The sequence below is a fragment of the Pseudohaliea rubra DSM 19751 genome (assembly GCF_000764025.1).
GTDB lineage: Bacteria > Pseudomonadota > Gammaproteobacteria > Pseudomonadales > Halieaceae > Pseudohaliea > Pseudohaliea rubra.
Genome location: NZ_KN234791.1, coordinates 1 through 18,958, shown reverse-complemented (window position 1 = coordinate 18,958; position 18,958 = coordinate 1). Strand labels below are relative to the sequence as shown.

Genomic DNA, 18,958 nt, shown 5'->3' with positions numbered 1-18,958 from the left:
AAGGGCCTCCCGCTGCCGCGGTGCGCGGGCCAGGGCGTTTTCGGCAAGGCCGGCGCCGCGGTCCGTGAGCTGCCAGGCGTCCCTGGCCGTGGCGCGGCCGTTGCGCAGGCGCTGGCTGAAGGCGGCGGCGAAGACGTCGCCGGGGGCATGCTGGTAATAGGCTGCAGCCCAGCTACAGAGGCCGGCTACCGCCGGCGTAAGCAGCGGCTCCCGGTCGAGGATTGCCTCCGCCGGGCGCAGGGTGCCGACCTCCAGATCGCTCTCGCTGGTCACTCCGGCGAGGAAGGCGACAACGCTGCGGCGGCCGAAGGGCACCCGCAGCCGGCACCCGGGCGCCAGCGCTGCCGCCGCAGCCGGGTCGACCTCTGGCGGCGGCAGGTAGTCAAAGTAGCGGCGCAGGGGGTTTCCTGGCACCGCAATGCGGAGAATGACGGGCATGGACGGGTCGGTCTCGGAGCAGTCGGCGCAGTCTAGCATTGCCGCTGCCGGTGCTTGCGCCCCGGCCCCGTTCTGGTAGTATTCGCGCTCTTTTTCTCCGGGCCTTGTGGTCTGGAGAGCGGCATCCCCAGGCGCGGTGCCCGGCAGAGACCGGGTGGCGGCGCCGAACACCAGGAGTCAGCGCCATGAAAAACGATATTCATCCCAAGTACGAGGCAGTCACGGCAACGTGCAGCTGCGGCAACATCATTACCACCCGGTCGACCCTGGGGCAGGATTTCCACATTGATGTCTGCTCCCAGTGCCACCCGTTCTTCACGGGCAAGCAGAAGATCGTCGACTCCGGCGGCCGTGTCGATCGCTTCAAGAAGCGTTTTGGCAACCGCGGCGCCACGCGCTGAAGAAGCTCTCCCGGCGGCGCGCCCGCGCCGCCGCTCTCCGCTAGAAAATATCCCGGATCAGCTCGTCTGTCCCGGTCTTTCCGGGCGTGTTCTCACTGCCGTCCTCGGTCGACGCAGGCACGTTTTCCTCCCGGAAGTACTCAAAGATCGCGTCACCGTCGCCGGCGCCGGTCCGGCGGCCGCTCTGCGGGTCGATGCGCACGCTGGCAATGCCGGCAGGTACCGGTCGCTCCCGGTCGGGGCTGTCGGCGAGCGCCGCACGCATGAAGTCGATCCAGATCGGCAGTGCCGCCGTGCCGCCGAACTCCCGCCGACCCAGGGGCGTGTAGGCATCGAAGCCGACCCAGGTGGTGGTCACTACATCGCGGTTGTAGCCTGAGAACCACGCATCCATGGGGCCGTTGGTCGTGCCCGTCTTGCCCGCGAGGTCCTTGCGCTTGAGCGCCAGGGCGCGGCGCCCGGTGCCCCGGGTGATCACGTCCTGGAGCATGTCGTCGAGGATGAAGTTCACCCGCTCGTCCATGACCCGCTCGGCGCGTCGGTGTCCATTGGCGTTCTCGCCGGCCAGGATTTCCTCCATGCTCAGCTCCCGGCCCGCGCAGTCGCGGCAGACCCGCGGCGGATCAGCGGCCCAGACCGTGTTGCCGGCGCTGTCGTCGACGCGGGCGATGAGATAGGGCTCCACCCGGTAACCGCCGTTGGCAAGCACGGCGTAGGCGGCCGCCAGCTCCAGGGGTGCCATGGCATGCGTGCCCAGGGCCAGCGAGAGGTCCGGGGCGAAGTCGCCGGTGTCAAAGCCGAGCTGGCCCGCGTAAGCGATGAGCCGGCGCACGCCGAGCTGTCGCAGCAGGCGGATGGAAACGAGGTTCCGCGACTTGGTCAGCGCCCAGCGCAGCCGCGTGGGGCCGTAGAACTTGCCGCCGTCGTTTTCGGGTCGCCATAGCCCCTCGAGAGAGGCATCCTCCATGACGATGGGTGCGTCGTTGATGATGCTGGCAGCCGTATAGCCGGCATCCAGGGCGGCGGCGTAAAGGAAGGGCTTGAAATTCGAGCCGGGCTGGCGCTCAGCCTGGGTCGCCCGGTTGAACTTGGACAGCTCGAAGCCGATGCCGCCCACGAGGCTGAGGATGGCGCCGTCGTCAGGGGCGAGGGATACCAGTGCTGCCTGCGCTGCAGGCACCTGGGCCAGGTGCCAGGCGCCGCCCTCGCGGTCGACGCGGATGACGTCGCCCACCGAGAGCACCTCTGCGGGGCTTTCCGGTGCGCCCCCCACAGCGTTTTCGCTGAGATAGGGGCGGGCCTGGCGCAGGCCGTTCTCCCAGAGCACGACAGCCTCGCTGCCGTCGGCGAGGAGGATATGCACGCGGTCGGCGTCCACGGTGGTCACTGCCGCTGCGGTGAGGCCGGCCACGGCCGGCAGCTCCGCCAGCACGTCCAGCCACTCGTCGCGTGGCAGCGGCGGTGCCGGGGGCAGGTTGTTCGGGTCCTCGGCAGCATCGGCTGCGGCCAGTGTTTCCGGCACCGGCAGCTCGAGCTCGGGCCCTCGGTAGCCGTGACGGCGGTCGTAGGTGCGCAGGCCCGCGATGACCGCCCGCTGGGCGACGCGCTGCAGGTCGCTGCGCAGGGTGGTGTGGACCTCGTAGCCCGCCGTGTAGGCGGCGCTGCCGAAGCGCTCCAGCATCTGCTTGCGGGCCATCTCGGCCACGTACCGGGCGTCGAAGCTGACCTGCGGGCCGTAGTGGTCCGCGGTCACCGGGGCGCGGACTGACGCCTCGTAGGCCGTACGATCGATGTAGCCGAGGTTCAGCATGCGGCCAAGGATCCAGTTGCGGCGCTCGCGACCGGCTTCCGGGCCCGAGAGCGGGTTGTCCCGGGAGGGGGCCTTGGGAATGCCGGCCAGCATGGCGTGCTGGGCGAGTGTCAGCTCGCCGATGCCCTTGCCATAGTAGACCTGCGCCGCTGCCTCAAAGCCATAGGCGCGGTGGCCCAGGAAAACGCGGTTGAAGTAGAGCTCGAAGATCTCTTCCTTGCTGAGACGCCGCTCAATCTCGATTGCCAGCAGGATTTCCTTGAACTTTCGCAGGAAGGTGCGTTCGAGGGACAGGAAATAGTTGCGCGCCACCTGCATGGTCAGAGTGCTGCCACCGGAGCGCTTCTGGCCGGTCATGAGCAGCTCTGTCACCGCCCGGGCCAGCCCCATGAAATCGATGCCGCCGTGCTCGAAGAAGCCGTCGTCTTCGGCAGCGAGCAGGGCATCAATGAACTGCGACGGAATGTTATCGTAGGCCAGAGGGTTACGCTTCTGTTCGCCAAACTGGCCGATGAGCTCACCGTCGGCGGTGTAGACACGCATGGGCGTCTGCAGCTGCACGTCGCGCAGCGTTTCCACCTCGGGCAGGCCCGGGCCCAGATAGAGGTAGACGCCCGCCAGCAACCAGACGAGGCCAAGACTGCCGAGGAGGGCGAGGCGCGTTAGCCGGCGCAGGAACGTCAAGAGGACTCCGGGTGTTGTTCGGGCGTGGCGTCAGAATACGGCAAGCTATTTACCTTGTGGTAATTGTATGCTTTTTTTATGTTTAAATTGCATCGCAGACTGGCTTAACAGCGCATATTCAAGTATAAGAACATAAAAATTAGCTAAGTCTGTGAATCATATAGGAAAATGACTTGCTTGGCATTTTAGGGAAGGGAAAGCAGGTGGCGCTGCTGGGGCTGGATATCAGCTCCACCACCGTCAAGCTGCTCGAGCTCAGCCGCACGGGGGATTCCTACCGGGTGGAAAGCTATTCAGTGGCTTCCCTGCCTCAGGACGCGGTGGTGGAAAAGGCCATCAGCGATATCGATGGCGTTGCCAATGGCATCCGCAGCGTGCTGGCCCAGTCGCGCAGTAAGCTCAAGCTGGTCGCCGCCGCCGTGGCCGGTTCCGCGGTCATCACCAAGCTTGTACAGATGCCGGCGGGGCTCTCCGAGGAAGAGATGGAAACACAGCTCACCCTCGAGGCGGACCAGTATATTCCCTACCCGTTGGAAGAGGTGGCCCTGGACTTCGAGGTGCAGGGACCCGTGCCCGGCCGCGACGGCATGGTAGAGGTGCTTCTCGCCGCCTGTCGCCGGGAAACCATCGACGCCCGCGTCGAGGCCATCGAGAACGCGGGCCTCGAGCCGAAGGTCATGGATGTCGAGGCCTACGCCATGGAGCGGGCCTACGGGCTGATCCGCGAGAACCTCGCCCTGGACGAGGGCGCCGTGGTGGCGGTGGTTGATATCGGCGCCACCATGACGACGCTCAGCGTTCTCGCCAACGGCCAGACCATCTACACCCGCGAGCAGCTCTTCGGTGGCAAGCAGCTCACGGACGAGATCATGCGGCGCTACGGCCTGCCCCTCGAGGAGGCGGGCCTGGCGAAGAAACAGGGTGGTCTGCCGGACGATTACGAGGACGAGCTCCTGAATCCCTTCCGGGACGCGGTGGTGCAGCAGGTGACCCGGTCCCTGCAGCTGTTTTTCTCTTCCAGCCAGTACAACGACGTCGATTTCATCATCATGGCCGGCGGGGTGTCCTATATGGATGGCCTTGTCGAACTGGTGCAGGATCGGCTGGGCACGCCCGCTGCGATGGCCAACCCCTTTGCCGAGATGAGCATCTCGCCGCGGGTGAATGCCGTGGCCCTCGGTAGCGATGCACCGGCGATGATGATCGCCTGCGGCCTCGCGCTGCGGAGCTTCGACTGATGGCGCAAATCAACCTGCTGCCCTGGCGCGATGCCCGCCGCGAAGAGCAAAAGCGCCAGTTCCTGACTATCCTCGGTCTGGTCGCCTTGGCCGCCGTCGTCCTGGTGGTGCTGGCGGACCGGGTGGTGAACGGGCAGATCGACGACCAGCGGGCCCGCAACGCCTACCTGCAGGAGAACATCAGGGAACTCGACAAGCAGGTGGCGGAAATCCGCGATCTGCAGCGCAAGCGCAACCAGCTCATCGACCGCATGCGCGTCATTCAGGAGCTGCAGGGCAACCGGCCGATCATCGTCCGCGTCTTCGACCAGCTGGTGCGCACCGTGCCGGACGGGGTCTTCTACAGCCGCGTTCAGGCCCAGGGCAAGAAGCTGCAGATTACCGGCGTCGCCGAGTCGAACAACCGCGTCTCGAGCCTGATGCGACGCCTCGACGGCTCGGACTGGCTGGAAGCCCCGAACCTTGATTCTGTCCGCGCGGCGGCGGCCTATGGCGACCAGGCCGCCACCTTCGATCTTTCGGTGCAGGTCGACCTGCCCGACAGTGACGACGGCCAGGGGGGCTGAGCAATGGCGCTTGAAGATTCCCTGCGGGCCCTCCGCGAGTTCGAGCTCTCCGATCTCAATATGGACAATATCGGCACGCTGCCGGTGCTGGTCAAAGGTATCCTCTGCCTGCTGCTGTTCGGTGCGCTGCTGGCGATCGGCTACTACTACCACGTGGAGGAGCTGCGCAATAGCCTGGCCCGGGTCCAGGGCGAGGAGGGCAAGCTCAAGCAGGAATTCGAGAAGAAGGCCTTTCAGGTTGCCAACCTCGACGCCTACCGGCGGCAGATGACCGAGATGGAGGAGAGCTTCGGCGCTCTCATCAGCCAGCTTCCCTCCGATACGGAAGTGCCCGGGCTGCTCGAGGACATCACCAACAAGGGGCTGCTCAACGGTCTCAAGATCGCCTCCATCGATCTGCAGAAGGAGGTGAGCAAGGAGTTTTACGTAGAGCTGCCGATCGCCATTTCTGCAAGCGGCTCCTATCACGACCTCGGCGCCTTCATCAGCAGCATGGCCGGCCTGCCGCGGATCGTAACGCTCCATGATTTCGTGATTTCCGGTGGCGGCAGCAATGCCAGCGCACTGCAGATGAACATCACCGCCAAGACCTACCGCTATAAAGACGGGGACAGCTAGCCATGGGTCAGCGTCTCCGCCATGCCGCCGCTGCCGCGCTTGCCCTGGCCCTGAGCGCCTGCAGCGGCAATGATTTTTCCGACCTCGACCGGTTCATGGCCGAGAAAAAGGCCCGACCCGGGGGGGTGATCGCGCCCATTCCGACCTTCAAGGCCTACGAGCCCTTCGCTTACAGTGCCACCCGGCTGCGCAGCCCCTTCGACCGGCCTATCGCCGTACGCGAGATCGCCAAGCTGGCCGGCAACAGCGCCATCAAGCCTGACCTGGAGCGGCCGAAGGAGTTCCTCGAGCAGTTCACCTTCGACTCGCTGTCGATGGTGGGTACCCTTGCCCGGGGCGGCAGGGACTGGGCGCTGGTGCGGGATCCGGATGGCGGTATCCACCGCGTGACCGAGGGCAATTTTCTCGGCCGCGATCACGGAGAGATCGTGGAGCTGACCGATACCTATCTGGCCGTGGTGGAGATTGTCAGTGACGGCACAAGTGACGGCTGGGTCGAGCGGCCGCGCACGATCGAATTGAGTGGTATGTAACGTGTCCTCCAGGATACTGATGGCCATGGGGAAGAGCAGGATAAAACGGGGAGCTGGCATCATGGCACAGAGAAGGAAACGCCCGGGGGGTCGGCTCGCACTTGCGCTGCTGCTCGCCGGCGTCGCGACCCTGGCGGAAATTGCTGCGGCCGCCGCCGCGTCCCGTGCGGTTACCGCTATCGAGTTCAGCTCCCGGCCCGGCAGCAAATTCGAAGTGCGCCTCGATTTCGACGGCGCGCCGCCCGAGGAGCTCAAGGCCTACACCATTGAGAAGCCGGCGCGCATCGCCATTGATTTTCCCGACACCGCCAGCCGCCTGGACCGCAAGCGTTACACGCTCCCCTATGGCAATGCCACGGAGGTCATGGTTCTCGAGGCGAGCGAGCGCACCCGCCTGGTGCTCAATCTGGTCAAGCTGGTGCCCTACGAGACCCGCGTGGACGGCAACAGCCTTTTCCTGACCGTCGGCCAGGATTCCGAGGGTCAGTATTTCAAGCGCAGCTCCGACCCTACCCGGGTCAAGACCTCCGTCGAGTCGGTGATCGAGGTCGCCTCCCGCATCGAGGATCTGCAGTTTCAGCGCGGCCCGGACGGCGAGGGCCAGCTGATGCTGGAGCTGTCTGATCCGTCTGTGGACGTGAACGTCTACAGCGAGCGCGGTGATGTGGTGGTCGAGTTTATCGATACGGACGTGCCCGAGCGGCTCCGGCGCAACTACGATGTCACGGACTTCGCCACCCCCGTCCGCTCCGTGGATGTGGGCACCACCGAGCGCGGGGCCACGCTGACCCTCAAGACCACCGGCGACTTCGATTATCTCGCCTACCAGGCCGACGACCAGTACGTGGTTGCCGTGAAGCCCCTCAGTCAGGCGGAGGTGGAAGAGCGCCGCAACGAGTTCGCCTACGTCGGCGAGCGGATCTCCCTGAACTTTCAGGACATCGAGGTGCGTGCGGTGCTGCAGCTCATTGCCGACTTCACCGAGCTCAACCTGGTCGCGTCCGACACCGTTGCCGGTCGCATCACCCTGCGCCTGAAGAATGTGCCCTGGGATCAGGCCCTTGAACTGGTGCTGAAGACCAAGGGCCTGGACAAGCGTCAGATCGGCAACGTGCTGCTGGTGGCGCCGGCGGCAGAGATTGCCGAGCGCGAACGCCAGGAGATCGAAGCCAACAAGCAGATTGCCGAGCTGGCGCCCCTGCGCTCCGAGTTCATCCGCATCCGCTATGCCAAAGCGTCGGAAATCGTCAGCCTGTTCCAGGCCGGCTCCGAGGAGGGTGGCTCGCTGATCTCCAGCCGGGGCTCGGTGATCGTCGATCCCCGCACCAACTCACTCATTATCACCGAGACCTCGGCGAAACTGGCGGAGATGCGTGAGCTCATCGAAAAGGTCGACATTCCGATCCGCCAGGTCATGATCGAGGCGCGCATCGTCATCGCCCAGTCGGATCTGGAGAATGAGCTGGGCATCCAGTGGGGCGGCGGTTACCTGAACCCGGACGCCGACGGCAACGTCCTGTCCGTGACCGGTGACAGCGCTAACGCCGTGAATCTCAATAACTCGGTGATCAACGGTACCCAGCCCACCCTGTCCTATCCGGGCGCGCTGCTTGTGGATCTCGGTGTCGGCAGTTCCACCAGCGGGTTCGCCGTGGGCTTCACCTCCGACGACCTGTTCCTCACCGCTGAGCTGAATGCCCTGGAGTCCGCGGGCAAGGGCGAGGTGGTGTCGCAGCCGAAGGTGATCACCGGCGACAAGCAGCAGGCGAACATCAAGTCCGGTACGGAGATTCCCTTCCAGCAGGCGGCGGCCTCCGGCGCCACGGCGGTGCAGTTCAAGGAGGCGGTGCTGTCCCTGGACGTGACGCCGAACATCACGCCGGATGACCGCATCCTCCTCGACCTTGTCATCACCCAGGACTCTGTGGGTGACCTCGTGCCCAGCGGCCAGGGCGGTCTGATCCCGGCCATCGATACGACGGAGCTGACCACTCAGGTGCTGGTGGGCAACGGCGAGACCGTGGTCCTCGGCGGCGTTTTCCGCACCGAACTGATCGAGACCGTGAACAAGGTGCCCTTCTTCGGGGACATCCCCTACGTGGGCGCCCTGTTCCGCAACGAAGCGCGGCAGGCGACGAAGACCGAGACGCTGATTTTCATCACGCCGCGCATCCTTGCCGATACGCTCCTCGACTAGCGGGGAGCGTTTCGGCGTCATGCCCGAGCTGCACCGGGTCTTCCTGATCGGTCCCATGGGGGCCGGCAAGACCACCATCGGCCGCCAACTGGCCCGGTCTCTCGGTTTCGGCTTTGCCGATTCCGACGCAGAGATCGAGGTCCGCACGGGCGCCGATATCCCCTGGATCTTCGACGTTGAGGGTGAAGCGGGCTTCCGTGAGCGCGAGGAGGCGGTCCTCGCCGAGATGACCACCTGGGACAACACGGTGCTGGCTACCGGCGGTGGCGCGATACTGCGGCCGGCAAACCGGCAGGTGCTGGCCGAGCGGGGTTTTGTCATCTATCTGCGCACAACCCTTGAGGAGCAGCTCCGGCGCACGCGCAGGGACCGCAACCGACCCCTTTTGCAGACGGCGGACCCGGAGGACACGCTTCGCCGGCTTTTCGCCGAGCGCGACCCCCTTTACCGTTCGGTGGCGGACCTGGTGATTGACACCGATTCGAGCAGCCCCAAGACTGTTGCCCAGCGCGTGCTGGCTTCCCTGCGCGCCGCCACCGACAGCTGACAGGTAACGCGCCATGGCGCTGATCATGCACACGCTGCACGTCGATCTCGGCGCGCGCAGCTACCCCATCTACATCGGCCGCGACCTTCTCGGCGACCCGGCGCTGCTTGCCCGACACCTCACCGGCCGCCAGCTGGTGATTGTGAGCAACGACCGCGTAGCGCCCCTTTACCTCGGCCGGCTCCGCGACGCCCTGGACCCGCGGGTGGCGGTGACTGAGGTCATCCTGCCCGACGGCGAGGCGCACAAAACCCTCGAGAGCTTCGAGGCCATCATCGACCGGGCTCTTGCCGAGGGCCACAACCGCACGACGACCTTCCTGGCTCTCGGTGGCGGCGTGGTCGGCGACCTCACGGGGTTCGCCGCCGCCTGTTATCAGCGCGGCGCGGCCTTTCTGCAGGTGCCGACGACGCTGCTGGCCCAGGTCGATTCGTCCGTCGGCGGCAAGACCGGCGTCAACCACCCGCTCGGCAAGAACATGATCGGCGCTTTCCACCAGCCGGCGGCGGTATTCATCGATCTGCAGGTGCTGCAGACCCTGCCGGAGCGGGAATTCGCCGCGGGCCTTGCGGAGATCATCAAGTACGGCCTGATCCGCGAGGCCGGCTTCTATCGCTGGCTCGAGGAGAATCTGCCGGCGCTGCTGGCGCGGGAAGAAGCGGTGCTCGCCGAGGCCATCGAGCGCAGCTGCGCGACCAAGGCCGCCGTGGTGGCCGAGGACGAGCGCGAGGGCGGCGTCCGCGCCATCCTCAATCTTGGCCACACCTTCGGTCACGCCATCGAGACCGCGCAGGGCTATGGCAGCTGGCTCCACGGTGAAGCCGTAGCCGCCGGTATGGTGCTTGCACTGCGCCTGTCGGCGGACCGGGGCTGGGTGCCCGCTGCAGAGGTTGACGCGCTCGTTGCTCTCCTGTGCCGGGCGGGACTGCCGGTGCTGCCGCCCGCAGACATGGACGCTGGCCGCTTCCTCGCCCTCATGGCGCGGGACAAGAAGGTGGTTGATGGTCGGCTGCGCCTCGTGCTGCTCCGTGCGATCGGTCATGCGGTGGTCGTGGATGATGTAGATGGACAGGAAATCGACGCCCTGCTCAGCGGGGCTGTGGCCCTGTAGGACCACCCGGGCTGGTTTGTTCCCCCCCGGCCATCTGTGTAAAATTGCCGATCCCCGCCCCGCCCAGCTTCGCCGTGGCGAGCCGAAGGCTGCGGTAACCAGCTGATTTATATTAACTTTTGGTAAGCGTATGAGTGCAGGCCTGTATCGACCTGAGGAGTTCCGTGACAACTGCGGTTTCGGGTTGATCGCACATACGGCCGGTGATGCGAGCCATCGCCTGCTCCAGTCGGCTATTGAGTCTCTCACCTGTATGACCCACCGCGGCGGCATCGCGGCGGACGGTAAGACCGGTGACGGCTGCGGTCTGCTTATGCAGATGCCGCGGGATTTCATGGTTGCCGTGGCTCGCGAGGCGCTGGCGATTGAGCTGCCGAGCAACTTCGCCGTCGGCATGGTCTTTCTTTCTGCCGACGAGGCACGCGCCGATCGCGCCCGCGCTGCCATGCAGGCCGTGCTGGAAGAGCAGGGACTGCCGGTGCTCGGCTGGCGCCCGGTACCCACGGACCCGAGGGTCTGCGGTGAGATCGCCCTGGCCTCGCTGCCGCGCATCGAGCAGGTATTCTTCGACGCCGGAGAACTGACCGAGGCCGAATTGTCCACGAAGCTTTTCGTGGCCCGCCGCAAGGCAGAGATCGCCAACGAGGATGACGCGGACTTCTATATCTGCAGCCTGTCCGGCCGCGTCCTCAGCTACAAGGGTCTGGTCATGCCGGTGGACCTGCCCCGTTTCTATCCGGATCTCGGCGACGAGCGGCTGACCACGGCGATCTGTGTTTTCCACCAGCGCTTCTCCACCAACACGCTGCCGCGCTGGCCTCTGGCGCAGCCTTTCCGGCTCCTGGCCCATAACGGCGAGATCAATACAATCCAGGGCAACCGCAACTGGGCCGAGGCGCGCACGGCGCTGTTCGAGTCCGAGCGGCTGCCGAACATCCGCGAGATCGCGCCGATCGTGAACAGGACCGGCTCGGATTCATCCAGCCTCGACAACATGCTCGACGTGCTGCTCACCGGCGGCGTCGACATGCCGCGGGCGCTGCGCATGCTGATCCCGCCGGCCTGGCAGAACATCGAGTCCATCGACCCGGATCTCAAGGCCTTCTACGAGTACCACTCCATGCACATGGAGCCCTGGGACGGTCCCGCCGGCATCGTGCTTACGGACGGCCGTTACGCGGTCTGCCTCCTCGATCGCAACGGCCTGCGGCCGGCGCGCTGGGTGCGCACGAAGGATGGCTTTATCACCCTGGCCTCGGAGGTCGGTACCCATGAGTATCGCAGCGAGGATGTGCTCGCCAAGGGTCGGGTCGGTCCCGGGCAGATCCTCATGGTCGACACGCACACCGGTGAGCTCCTGCAGAGCGATGAGATCGACAACCGCCTGAAGGCGAGCAAGCCCTACAAGCGCTGGCTCAAGGAGAACGCCGAGCGCATCGTCGGCAGCTTCGATCCGGAGGTCACTCCGGGCATCGAGCCCGAGCGCATGAACGCGTATATGAAGATGTTCCAGGTGAGCTTCGAGGAGCGCGAGCAGGTGTTGCGTCCCCTCGCCGAGAGCGGCAACGAGGCCGTCGGGTCCATGGGCGACGACACGCCCATGGCCGTGCTCTCCGCCGGGCCCCGCTCGCTCTACGACTTTTTCCGCCAGCAGTTCGCCCAGGTGACCAACCCGCCCATCGACCCGCTGCGTGAGGCTATTGTCATGTCTCTGGAGACGGACCTCGGCGGTGAGAAGAACATCTTCTCCCAGGGGCCCGAGCACGCGGACCGGGTCATACTCACTTCGCCGGTGCTGTCTCAGGGCAAGTTCAACACGCTGATCAACCTGAAGCGCGAGGGCTTTTCGCCCCGGGATGTCGACTGCACCTACGACCCGGCAACGACCACCCTCGGCGACGCCATCAAGGCCATGGTGGCCGAGTGCGCCCGCCTCGTGCGTGACGAGGGCGTGACCATCCTCGTACTGTCGGACCGCGCCATCGCCCGGGAGCGGCTGCCGATCCACAGCCTGCTGGCCACCGGGGCGGTGCATCACCATCTTATCGGCGAGGGCTTGCGCTGCGACGCCAACATCGTGGTCGAGACGGCCAGCGCCCGGGACTCACACCAGGTTGCCTGTCTCCTCGGCTTCGGGGCGACGGCCGTTTACCCCTATCTTGCCTATAGTGTGCTCGAGGATCTCCTGCGTTGCGGCGAACTCCTCGGCGACCCCGGCGTCTGCTTCAAGAACTACCGCAAGGGCGTCAACAAGGGCCTGCTGAAGATCATGTCGAAGATGGGGATCTCGGCGGTGAGCTCCTACCGCGGCGCCCAGCTCTTCGAGGCTATCGGCCTCGCCGACGAAGTGGTCGACAGCTGTTTCTGCGGCGTTACGTCGCGCATCGCCGGCGCCGGCTTCGCCGAGCTCGAGGCGGATCAGCGCCGTCTCGCGCTCGATGCCTGGCGTGAGCGCAAGCCTATCCAGCAGGGTGGCCTGCTCAAGTACGTACACGGGCAGGAATACCATGCCTACAACCCGGACGTGGTCACGACCCTGCAGCAGGCTGTGGCCAGCGGCGACTATGCCGTTTACCAGCGCTACGCCGCTCTGGTGAACGAGCGGCCCGTGGCGACGATACGCGACCTCCTCGAGCCGATCTGCGCTGAGCAGCCGCTGTCCCTCGACGCTGTCGAACCACTGGAGAAGATTCTCCGGCGCTTCGACTCCGCCGGTATGTCCCTGGGTGCGCTGAGCCCCGAGGCACATGAGGCCCTGGCTGCCGCCATGAATCGTATCGGTGCGCGTTCGAACTCCGGCGAGGGCGGCGAGGACTCCGCCCGCTTCGGGACCGAGCGCGTATCCAAGATCAAGCAGATTGCCTCCGGCCGCTTCGGCGTGACCCCGCACTACCTCGTTAATGCCGAGGTGCTGCAGATCAAGATCGCTCAGGGCGCCAAGCCCGGCGAGGGCGGGCAGCTCCCGGGGGGCAAGGTCAATGCGCTCATCGCCCGGCTGCGCTACTCCGTCCCCGGAGTGACGCTGATCTCCCCGCCGCCGCACCACGACATTTATTCCATTGAGGATCTGGCGCAGCTCATCTTCGACCTGAAGCAGGTCAATCCGGAGGCGCTGGTTTCCGTGAAGCTGGTCTCCGAGCCCGGTGTGGGCACCGTGGCCGCCGGTGTGGCCAAGGCCTATGCAGATCTCATCACCATCTCGGGTTATGACGGCGGCACCGCGGCGAGCCCGCTCACGTCGATCCGCTACGCCGGGTCGCCCTGGGAGCTCGGTCTGGCCGAAGTGCAGCAGACGCTGCGCGGCAATCGTCTGCGCGGCAAGATCCGCCTGCAGGCGGACGGTGGCCTGAAATCCGGCCTGGATGTCATCAAGGCGGCGATCCTCGGTGCCGAGAGCTTCGGTTTCGGCACCGCGCCTATGGTTGCCCTGGGCTGCAAGTACCTGCGCATCTGCCACCTGAACAACTGCGCCACGGGTGTTGCTACGCAGAACGAACGGCTCCGTGACGACCACTTCGGCGGCACCGTGGAGATGGTGGTGAACTTTTTCACCTTCGTCGCTACGGAGGTGCGCGAGTGGCTGGCCCGGCTGGGTGTGGCGTCCCTCGAGGAGCTCATCGGGCGCACGGACCTTCTGCGCGTACTCCCGGGCAGTACCGACAAGCACCGCAGCCTGGACCTGGCGCCGATCCTCCACAAGGACGAGGCCAGCGCCGAGCAGCCGCAGTTCTGTCAGGTCGCCGCAAACAGCCCCTTTGACCGCGGTGAGAAGGCCGAGGCGATGGTGGCGGCGACGCTGCCGGCCATCGAGGCCATGGGTGGCGGTGAATACGCTTTCACCGTGACCAACTGCGACCGTTCCATCGGCGCACGCATTTCCGGCGAGATTGCCCGCCGCCACGGTAACAGCGGCATGGAAGCGGCGCCGATCACCCTGCGCCTCACCGGCACAGCGGGGCAGAGCTTCGGGGTCTGGAACGCCGGCGGTCTGCACATGTACCTCGAGGGCGACTGCAACGACTACGTGGGCAAGGGCATGGCCGGCGGCAAGCTGGTTGTCTACCCGCCGGCGGGCTCGGAGTTCCGCTCCCGGGAGGCCGTTATCCTCGGCAACACCTGCCTTTACGGCGCCACCGGCGGCAAGCTCTTCGCAGCGGGTCTTGCCGGCGAGCGCTTCGGTGTGCGTAACTCCGGTGCCCACGCCGTGGTAGAGGGTGCCGGGGACCACTGCTGCGAGTACATGACCGGCGGTTGTATCACGGTCCTTGGCGATACGGGGGTGAACTTCGGCGCCGGTATGACGGGCGGGTTCGCCTACGTTCTGGACTTAGAGCGCCGCTTCATCGACAAGTACAATAGCGAGCTGGTTGAAATCCACCGCGTGAGCTCCGAGTACATGGGAGCCCACCGGACCCACCTGCGCGCCATCATCGCCGAGTTCGTCGACGAGACGAGGTCGGCCTGGGGCGCGGAGGTGCTCGACAACTTCGAGGATTTCGTCGGCAAGTTCTGGCTGGTCAAGCCCAAGGCGGCGGATCTCGACCAGCTGCTTACGCGCCTGCGCGAGACCGATTAGGCCGCACGGGCAGGAGGTAACTTCATGAGTGGACGTGTCAGCAACAATTTCCAGTTCATCGATGTCGGCCGTAACGACCCGGACAAGCGCACCCTGGCGACCCGCAAGACCGAGTACGTGGAGATCTACGACCCGTATACAAAGGCGCAGGTCGAAGAGCAGGCGGATCGCTGCCTCGAATGCGGCAACCCCTACTGTGAGTGGAAGTGCCCGGTCCACAACTTCATCCCCAACTGGCTGAGGCTGGTGGCCGAGGGCAACCTCTTTGAAGCCGCGGAGCTGTCGCACCAGACCAACACGCTGCCGGAAGTCTGCGGCCGGGTCTGCCCGCAGGATCGCCTCTGCGAGGGGGCCTGCACCCTGAACGATGGCTTCGGCGCCGTGACCATCGGCTCCAGCGAGAAATACATCACGGATACGGCCCTTGCCATGGGCTGGCGGCCGGACTTGTCCCAGGTGGTCCCCACGGACAAGCGCGTGGCTATCATCGGCGCCGGCCCGGCGGGCCTGGGCTGTGCGGACGTGCTGACCCGCGCCGGGGTCAAGGCCGTGGTCTACGATCGCTACCCGGAGATCGGCGGCCTGCTTACCTTCGGCATCCCCGAGTTCAAGCTGGAAAAGCAGGTGATGATGCGCCGCCGGGAGATCTTCGAGGAGATGGGCATCGAGTTCCACCTCAACACCGAGGTCGGCAGGGATGTGCAGATCGACGACCTCCTGGCCGACTACGATGCGCTGTTCCTCGGCATGGGTACCTACAAGGCCATGCAGGGCGGCTTTCCCGGTGAGAGCCTGCCCGGTGTCTACAAGGCGCTCTCGTACCTGATCGGCAACGTGAACCAGAACCTTGGTTTCAACCAACCCGACGGCGAGTATGTCAACCTGCACGGCAAGCGCGTGGTGGTCCTCGGCGGTGGCGACACCGCCATGGATTGCGTGCGAACCGCCGTGCGCCAGGGCGCGGCCGACGTGACCTGCGCCTACCGGCGCGATGAGGAGAATATGCCCGGCTCCCGACGTGAGGTGAAGAACGCTCGCGACGAGGGCGTGACGTTCCTGTTCAACCGCCAGCCCCTGGAGATCGTCGAGTACTTCGGCGAGGCCGGGGGCGTGAAGCTGGTGAAGACGGAGCTGGGAGAAGCGGACGCCGGCGGGCGCCGACGTCCGCAGCCGATCCCCGGCAGCGAGCACGTGCTCGAGGCCGACGCCGTGATTATTGCGTTCGGTTTCCAGCCGAGCCCTGCCGACTGGTTCCCGACGGTTGGCGTCGAGACCAACGACTGGCAGGGTGTGGTCGCGCCCGAGCACCAGGCGTACAAATTCCAGACCACCAACCCCAGGGTGTTCGCCGGCGGTGACATGGTCCGCGGCTCGGACCTCGTGGTCACCGCGATCTGGGAGGGCCGCCAGGCGGCCGAGGGTATTCTCGACTACCTCGAGGTTTGAGCAGCGCCGGCTCGCCGGCCATCGCGCAATGTACAGGACAAGGTTAAGGATAGGGCAGCACCCATGAGTGAACTCAAGAACGACCGCTTCCTGCGGGCGCTGACGCGTCAGCCCGTGGACCGCACCCCGATCTGGATGATGCGCCAGGCGGGCCGCTACCTGCCCGAGTACCGCGCCACCCGGGAGCAGGCGGGCTCCTTCATGGACCTGTGCCGCAACGCGGAATTGGCCTGTGAGGTGACGCTGCAGCCGCTGCGCCGCTATCCCATGGATGCCGCGATCCTGTTTTCGGACATCCTTACGGTCCCCGATGCCCTCGGCCTGGGCCTCTATTTCGAGACCGGTGAGGGCCCGCGCTTCAAGAAGACCGTGCGCAGCGAGGCGGACATCGAGGGTCTGAAGCCCATCAAGGCGAGCGACGATCTCGGCTACGTCATGGACGCCGTACGCACGATCCGCCGCGAGCTTGCCGGCAGCGTGCCGCTGATCGGCTTTTCCGGCAGCCCCTGGACGCTTGCCACCTACATGGTCGAGGGTGGCTCGTCGAAGGACTTCGCGCGGGTGAAGGCCATGGCCTACGACCAGCCGGAGCTGATGCACCAGCTGCTGACGATCCTCGCCGACGCTGTGGCCGATTACCTCACGGCGCAGATCGAAGCCGGCGCGCAGGCCGTGCAGATCTTTGATACCTGGGGCGGTGCGCTTTCCGCTGCGGGCTACAAGGAATACTCGCTGAAATACATGCAGCGCATCGTCGCCCGCCTGCCGAAGGAGGCCGAGGGCCGGAAGATTCCCTGTATCCTCTTCACCAAGGGCGGCGGCCAGTGGCTCCCGGCCATCGCCGAGAGCGGTGCCGATGCCGTCGGTATCGACTGGACCACGGATATCGCCGCGGCGCGCGCTGCGGTGGGCGACAAGGTCGCGCTCCAGGGCAACATGGACCCGTCGATGCTGTTTGCCTCTCCCGCGCGGATCCGCGAGGAAGTGGCGTCGATTCTCGAGGGCTTCGGCCACGGCAGCGGCCATGTTTTCAATCTTGGCCACGGCATCACGCCCGGTGTGAACCCGGACCACGTGACGGCTTTCACCGACGCGGTTGTGGAGCTGTCACCCCAGTACCACAAGAACGACTGACTGCTGCGGGGGGCCGGTGCGACCCGGCTCAGCCTTCGCTGCAGGGCCAACCGTGGTCCATTTCAAGGGCCGGCTGATCGGAACCCGGCCGTCCCACTACCTTCGCCGGCACGCCGGCAACGGTCGTATGCTGCGCCACCGGCTGCAGTACTACGCTGCCGGCGCCGATCTTCGCGCCCTCGCCGACACAGATATTGCCGAGAATTTTCGCCCCGGCGCTTATCAGCACGCCGTCGCCGATCTTCGGGTGCCGGTCGCCTTCTTCCTTGCCGGTGCCGCCGAGGGTGACAGATTGCAGCATGGAGACATTGTTTCCCACCACGGCGGTCTCGCCGATCACCAGTCCCGTGGCGTGGTCCAGCATGATGCCCCGGCCCAGGCGCGCCGCCGGGTGGATGTCCACGCCGAACTTTGAGCTCATCCGGTTCTGGATCAGCAGCGCCAGCGAACGCCGGCCCTGCAGCCATAGCCAGTGTGACACCCGATGTGCCTCCAGCGCGTGGAAGCCCTTGTAGTAAAGGAAGGGTATGTAGAGTTCGCAGCAGGCCGAGTCGCGGTCGACTACGGCGCAGAGATCGGCGCGCACGGCATCGAGAATCGCCGGTTCACCATGGAAGGCCTCGAGCATCACGTCCCGCAGCAGCAGGGACGACAGCGCCGGACTGTCGAGCTGATTGGCCAGATGAAAGCTGAGCGCGCTCTCGATGGAGCGGTGGTTCAGGATTGTCGCGTGCAGGTAGCTCGCGAGCATCGGCTCCTCCGCCGCATGGGAAGCGGTTTCGTCGAGAATCTGCTGCCACACGGGGTCGAGCCGGTGGCGTTCCTTCGCTGTCCTGGCCATGGCGGTTCCTCCGGGTCGGCGTGAGAGGGTAGCGCATTCGCCGGGGGCGGGAACACCCTGTGCCGCGCCGGCACGTCGCCTTGCATGTCGCTGTAGGGCGGCGCCGGGGGCTGAAACACCCTGCCCCGGGGACGCAAAAAGCGCCATCCATGGCAGCTCGACAGCGGACGTCCTGTCCGCTGACGCCCCGGGCCAGGGTGTTTCAGCCCCCGGCGCCTGACGCTGCTGCCAACCTTTGAGCGCCTGAAACCTCACCGCGCCGGCATTGCCTGGCGCCGGGCTGACCGCCTTTACCCAGCGGTTCCGGGCAGCCGCGCCCGGCAGCGCCAGAGGGCGTGGCCGCTGGCCCTGTACTTGGCCTCGAAGGGCGTCAGCGGCTCGCCCGATGGTACCGTGCTGATCGCCGCCCGAACCCCGGCGAGGTGCAGGGCAATGCCGAACTCCTCGACGTAAAGGCGCCAGTTGCTGCGCAGCTCCAGCGCGCCGCCGAGCTCGAGCAGCAGCGGAAAGGCCGGGTGGCCGTGCACGCGCCGCTTCAGCTGCGCGGCCTTCGGCCAGGGGTTGGGGTAGAGCAGGTAGTGCGCCGCGAGCTGCACACCTTCGCCGGCCAGCACCTGCCACACCGCCTCGCACTCGGCATGCAGGAGCAGGTAGCCATCGCCCGCCGCGCCGTGCTTCGCCAGCCGCGCCGCGGACTTGTCGACACCTACCACCAGGCAGTCCGGGTGCCGGGCCGCCAGCGCCCGGGTGCTGGTCCCGGTGCCGCAGAAGCTGTCCAGCACTAGCGGCCGCGGATCGGCGGCGCGCCGCGCCGCGAG

Annotated in this window: 15 protein-coding genes; 11 read left to right on the top strand and 4 right to left on the bottom strand. The window is 66.0% G+C overall.

Annotation, left to right across the window (positions count from 1 at the left end; all coding sequences use genetic code 11):
* A partial coding sequence (locus HRUBRA_RS13085) for a primosomal protein N' family DNA-binding protein (protein WP_456107052.1) occupies positions 1-438 on the bottom strand: 438 nt, incomplete at its 3' end.
* A gap of 185 nt (positions 439-623) precedes the next feature.
* Here HRUBRA_RS13085 and rpmE point away from each other — a divergent pair.
* Positions 624-839 (top strand): 50S ribosomal protein L31, encoded by a 216-nt coding sequence (rpmE, locus tag HRUBRA_RS13080; RefSeq protein WP_035517885.1) that lies wholly within the window; start codon positions 624-626, stop codon positions 837-839.
* A 40-nt stretch (positions 840-879) separates the two neighbouring features.
* Here rpmE and HRUBRA_RS13075 read toward each other — a convergent pair whose 3' ends face one another.
* A complete protein-coding gene (locus HRUBRA_RS13075; protein ID WP_035517883.1) occupies positions 880-3,333 on the bottom strand; it encodes a penicillin-binding protein 1A in 2,454 nt (817 codons plus the stop codon).
* Between the two features lie 173 nt (positions 3,334-3,506).
* Here HRUBRA_RS13075 and HRUBRA_RS13070 point away from each other — a divergent pair, with 173 nt between their 5' ends.
* From HRUBRA_RS13070 to hemE, 10 genes are all read left to right on the top strand, one after another.
* Positions 3,507-4,571, top strand: a complete 1,065-nt coding sequence (locus tag HRUBRA_RS13070) for a pilus assembly protein PilM (protein WP_052094878.1) — start codon at positions 3,507-3,509, stop codon at positions 4,569-4,571.
* The gene (locus HRUBRA_RS13065; protein WP_035517881.1) at positions 4,571-5,137 is read left to right on the top strand and encodes a PilN domain-containing protein; all 567 of its coding nucleotides are present in this window, start codon (positions 4,571-4,573) and stop codon (positions 5,135-5,137) included. The genes HRUBRA_RS13070 and HRUBRA_RS13065 overlap by 1 nt, the downstream gene beginning before the upstream one ends.
* A 3-nt stretch (positions 5,138-5,140) precedes the next feature.
* Positions 5,141-5,755, top strand: coding sequence for a type IV pilus inner membrane component PilO (locus tag HRUBRA_RS13060; protein ID WP_035517880.1), 615 nt, complete (start codon positions 5,141-5,143; stop codon positions 5,753-5,755).
* Positions 5,756-5,757: 2 nt separating this feature from the next.
* Positions 5,758-6,288, top strand: coding sequence for a pilus assembly protein PilP (locus HRUBRA_RS13055; protein ID WP_035517879.1), 531 nt, complete (start codon positions 5,758-5,760; stop codon positions 6,286-6,288).
* 61 nt (positions 6,289-6,349) lie between these two features.
* The gene (gene pilQ / locus HRUBRA_RS13050) at positions 6,350-8,485 is read left to right on the top strand and encodes a type IV pilus secretin PilQ (protein WP_052094866.1); all 2,136 of its coding nucleotides are present in this window, start codon (positions 6,350-6,352) and stop codon (positions 8,483-8,485) included.
* Between the two features lie 19 nt (positions 8,486-8,504).
* The gene (aroK, locus tag HRUBRA_RS13045) at positions 8,505-9,032 is read left to right on the top strand and encodes a shikimate kinase AroK (RefSeq protein ID WP_084592656.1); all 528 of its coding nucleotides are present in this window, start codon (positions 8,505-8,507) and stop codon (positions 9,030-9,032) included.
* A gap of 25 nt (positions 9,033-9,057) precedes the next feature.
* Entirely contained in the window at positions 9,058-10,143 is a 1,086-nt protein-coding gene (aroB, locus tag HRUBRA_RS13040; protein ID WP_035517888.1) for a 3-dehydroquinate synthase, read from the top strand.
* A 130-nt stretch (positions 10,144-10,273) separates the two neighbouring features.
* Positions 10,274-14,719 carry a glutamate synthase large subunit gene (gene gltB, locus HRUBRA_RS13035; protein WP_035517877.1) on the top strand — a complete coding sequence of 1,482 codons (4,446 nt, stop codon included), beginning with the start codon at positions 10,274-10,276 and terminating at the stop codon, positions 14,717-14,719.
* A gap of 24 nt (positions 14,720-14,743) precedes the next feature.
* Positions 14,744-16,165: an FAD-dependent oxidoreductase gene (locus HRUBRA_RS13030; RefSeq protein ID WP_035517875.1), complete on the top strand. Its 1,422-nt coding sequence runs from the start codon at positions 14,744-14,746 to the stop codon at positions 16,163-16,165.
* Between the two features lie 63 nt (positions 16,166-16,228).
* Positions 16,229-17,299, top strand: a complete 1,071-nt coding sequence (gene hemE, locus HRUBRA_RS13025; protein WP_035517873.1) for a uroporphyrinogen decarboxylase — start codon at positions 16,229-16,231, stop codon at positions 17,297-17,299.
* Between the two features lie 28 nt (positions 17,300-17,327).
* Here hemE and cysE read toward each other — a convergent pair whose 3' ends face one another.
* Together cysE and trmB are read right to left on the bottom strand one after the other, a co-directional pair.
* Positions 17,328-18,140 carry a serine O-acetyltransferase gene (cysE, locus tag HRUBRA_RS13020; protein WP_035517872.1) on the bottom strand — a complete coding sequence of 271 codons (813 nt, stop codon included), beginning with the start codon at positions 18,138-18,140 and terminating at the stop codon, positions 17,328-17,330.
* A gap of 290 nt (positions 18,141-18,430) precedes the next feature.
* Positions 18,431-18,958, bottom strand: a 528-nt coding sequence (gene trmB, locus HRUBRA_RS13015; RefSeq protein ID WP_035517869.1) for a tRNA (guanine(46)-N(7))-methyltransferase TrmB, incomplete at its 5' end; no start/stop codon positions are given.

Excerpts from the sequence above, each read along its gene's own strand:
- aroK (WP_084592656.1), top strand. The coding sequence starts at position 8,505 with ATGCCCGAGCTGCACCGGGTCTTCCTGATCGGTCCCATGGGGGCCGGC.
- cysE (WP_035517872.1), bottom strand. The coding sequence starts at position 18,140 with ATGGCCAGGACAGCGAAGGAACGCCACCGGCTCGACCCCGTGTGGCAG.
- HRUBRA_RS13060 (WP_035517880.1), top strand. The coding sequence starts at position 5,141 with ATGGCGCTTGAAGATTCCCTGCGGGCCCTCCGCGAGTTCGAGCTCTCC.
- HRUBRA_RS13030 (WP_035517875.1), top strand. The coding sequence starts at position 14,744 with ATGAGTGGACGTGTCAGCAACAATTTCCAGTTCATCGATGTCGGCCGT.
- HRUBRA_RS13055 (WP_035517879.1), top strand. The coding sequence starts at position 5,758 with ATGGGTCAGCGTCTCCGCCATGCCGCCGCTGCCGCGCTTGCCCTGGCC.
- pilQ (WP_052094866.1), top strand. The coding sequence starts at position 6,350 with ATGGCACAGAGAAGGAAACGCCCGGGGGGTCGGCTCGCACTTGCGCTG.
- hemE (WP_035517873.1), top strand. The coding sequence starts at position 16,229 with ATGAGTGAACTCAAGAACGACCGCTTCCTGCGGGCGCTGACGCGTCAG.
- rpmE (WP_035517885.1), top strand. The coding sequence starts at position 624 with ATGAAAAACGATATTCATCCCAAGTACGAGGCAGTCACGGCAACGTGC.
- HRUBRA_RS13065 (WP_035517881.1), top strand. The coding sequence starts at position 4,571 with ATGGCGCAAATCAACCTGCTGCCCTGGCGCGATGCCCGCCGCGAAGAG.
- gltB (WP_035517877.1), top strand. The coding sequence starts at position 10,274 with ATGAGTGCAGGCCTGTATCGACCTGAGGAGTTCCGTGACAACTGCGGT.
- aroB (WP_035517888.1), top strand. The coding sequence starts at position 9,058 with ATGCACACGCTGCACGTCGATCTCGGCGCGCGCAGCTACCCCATCTAC.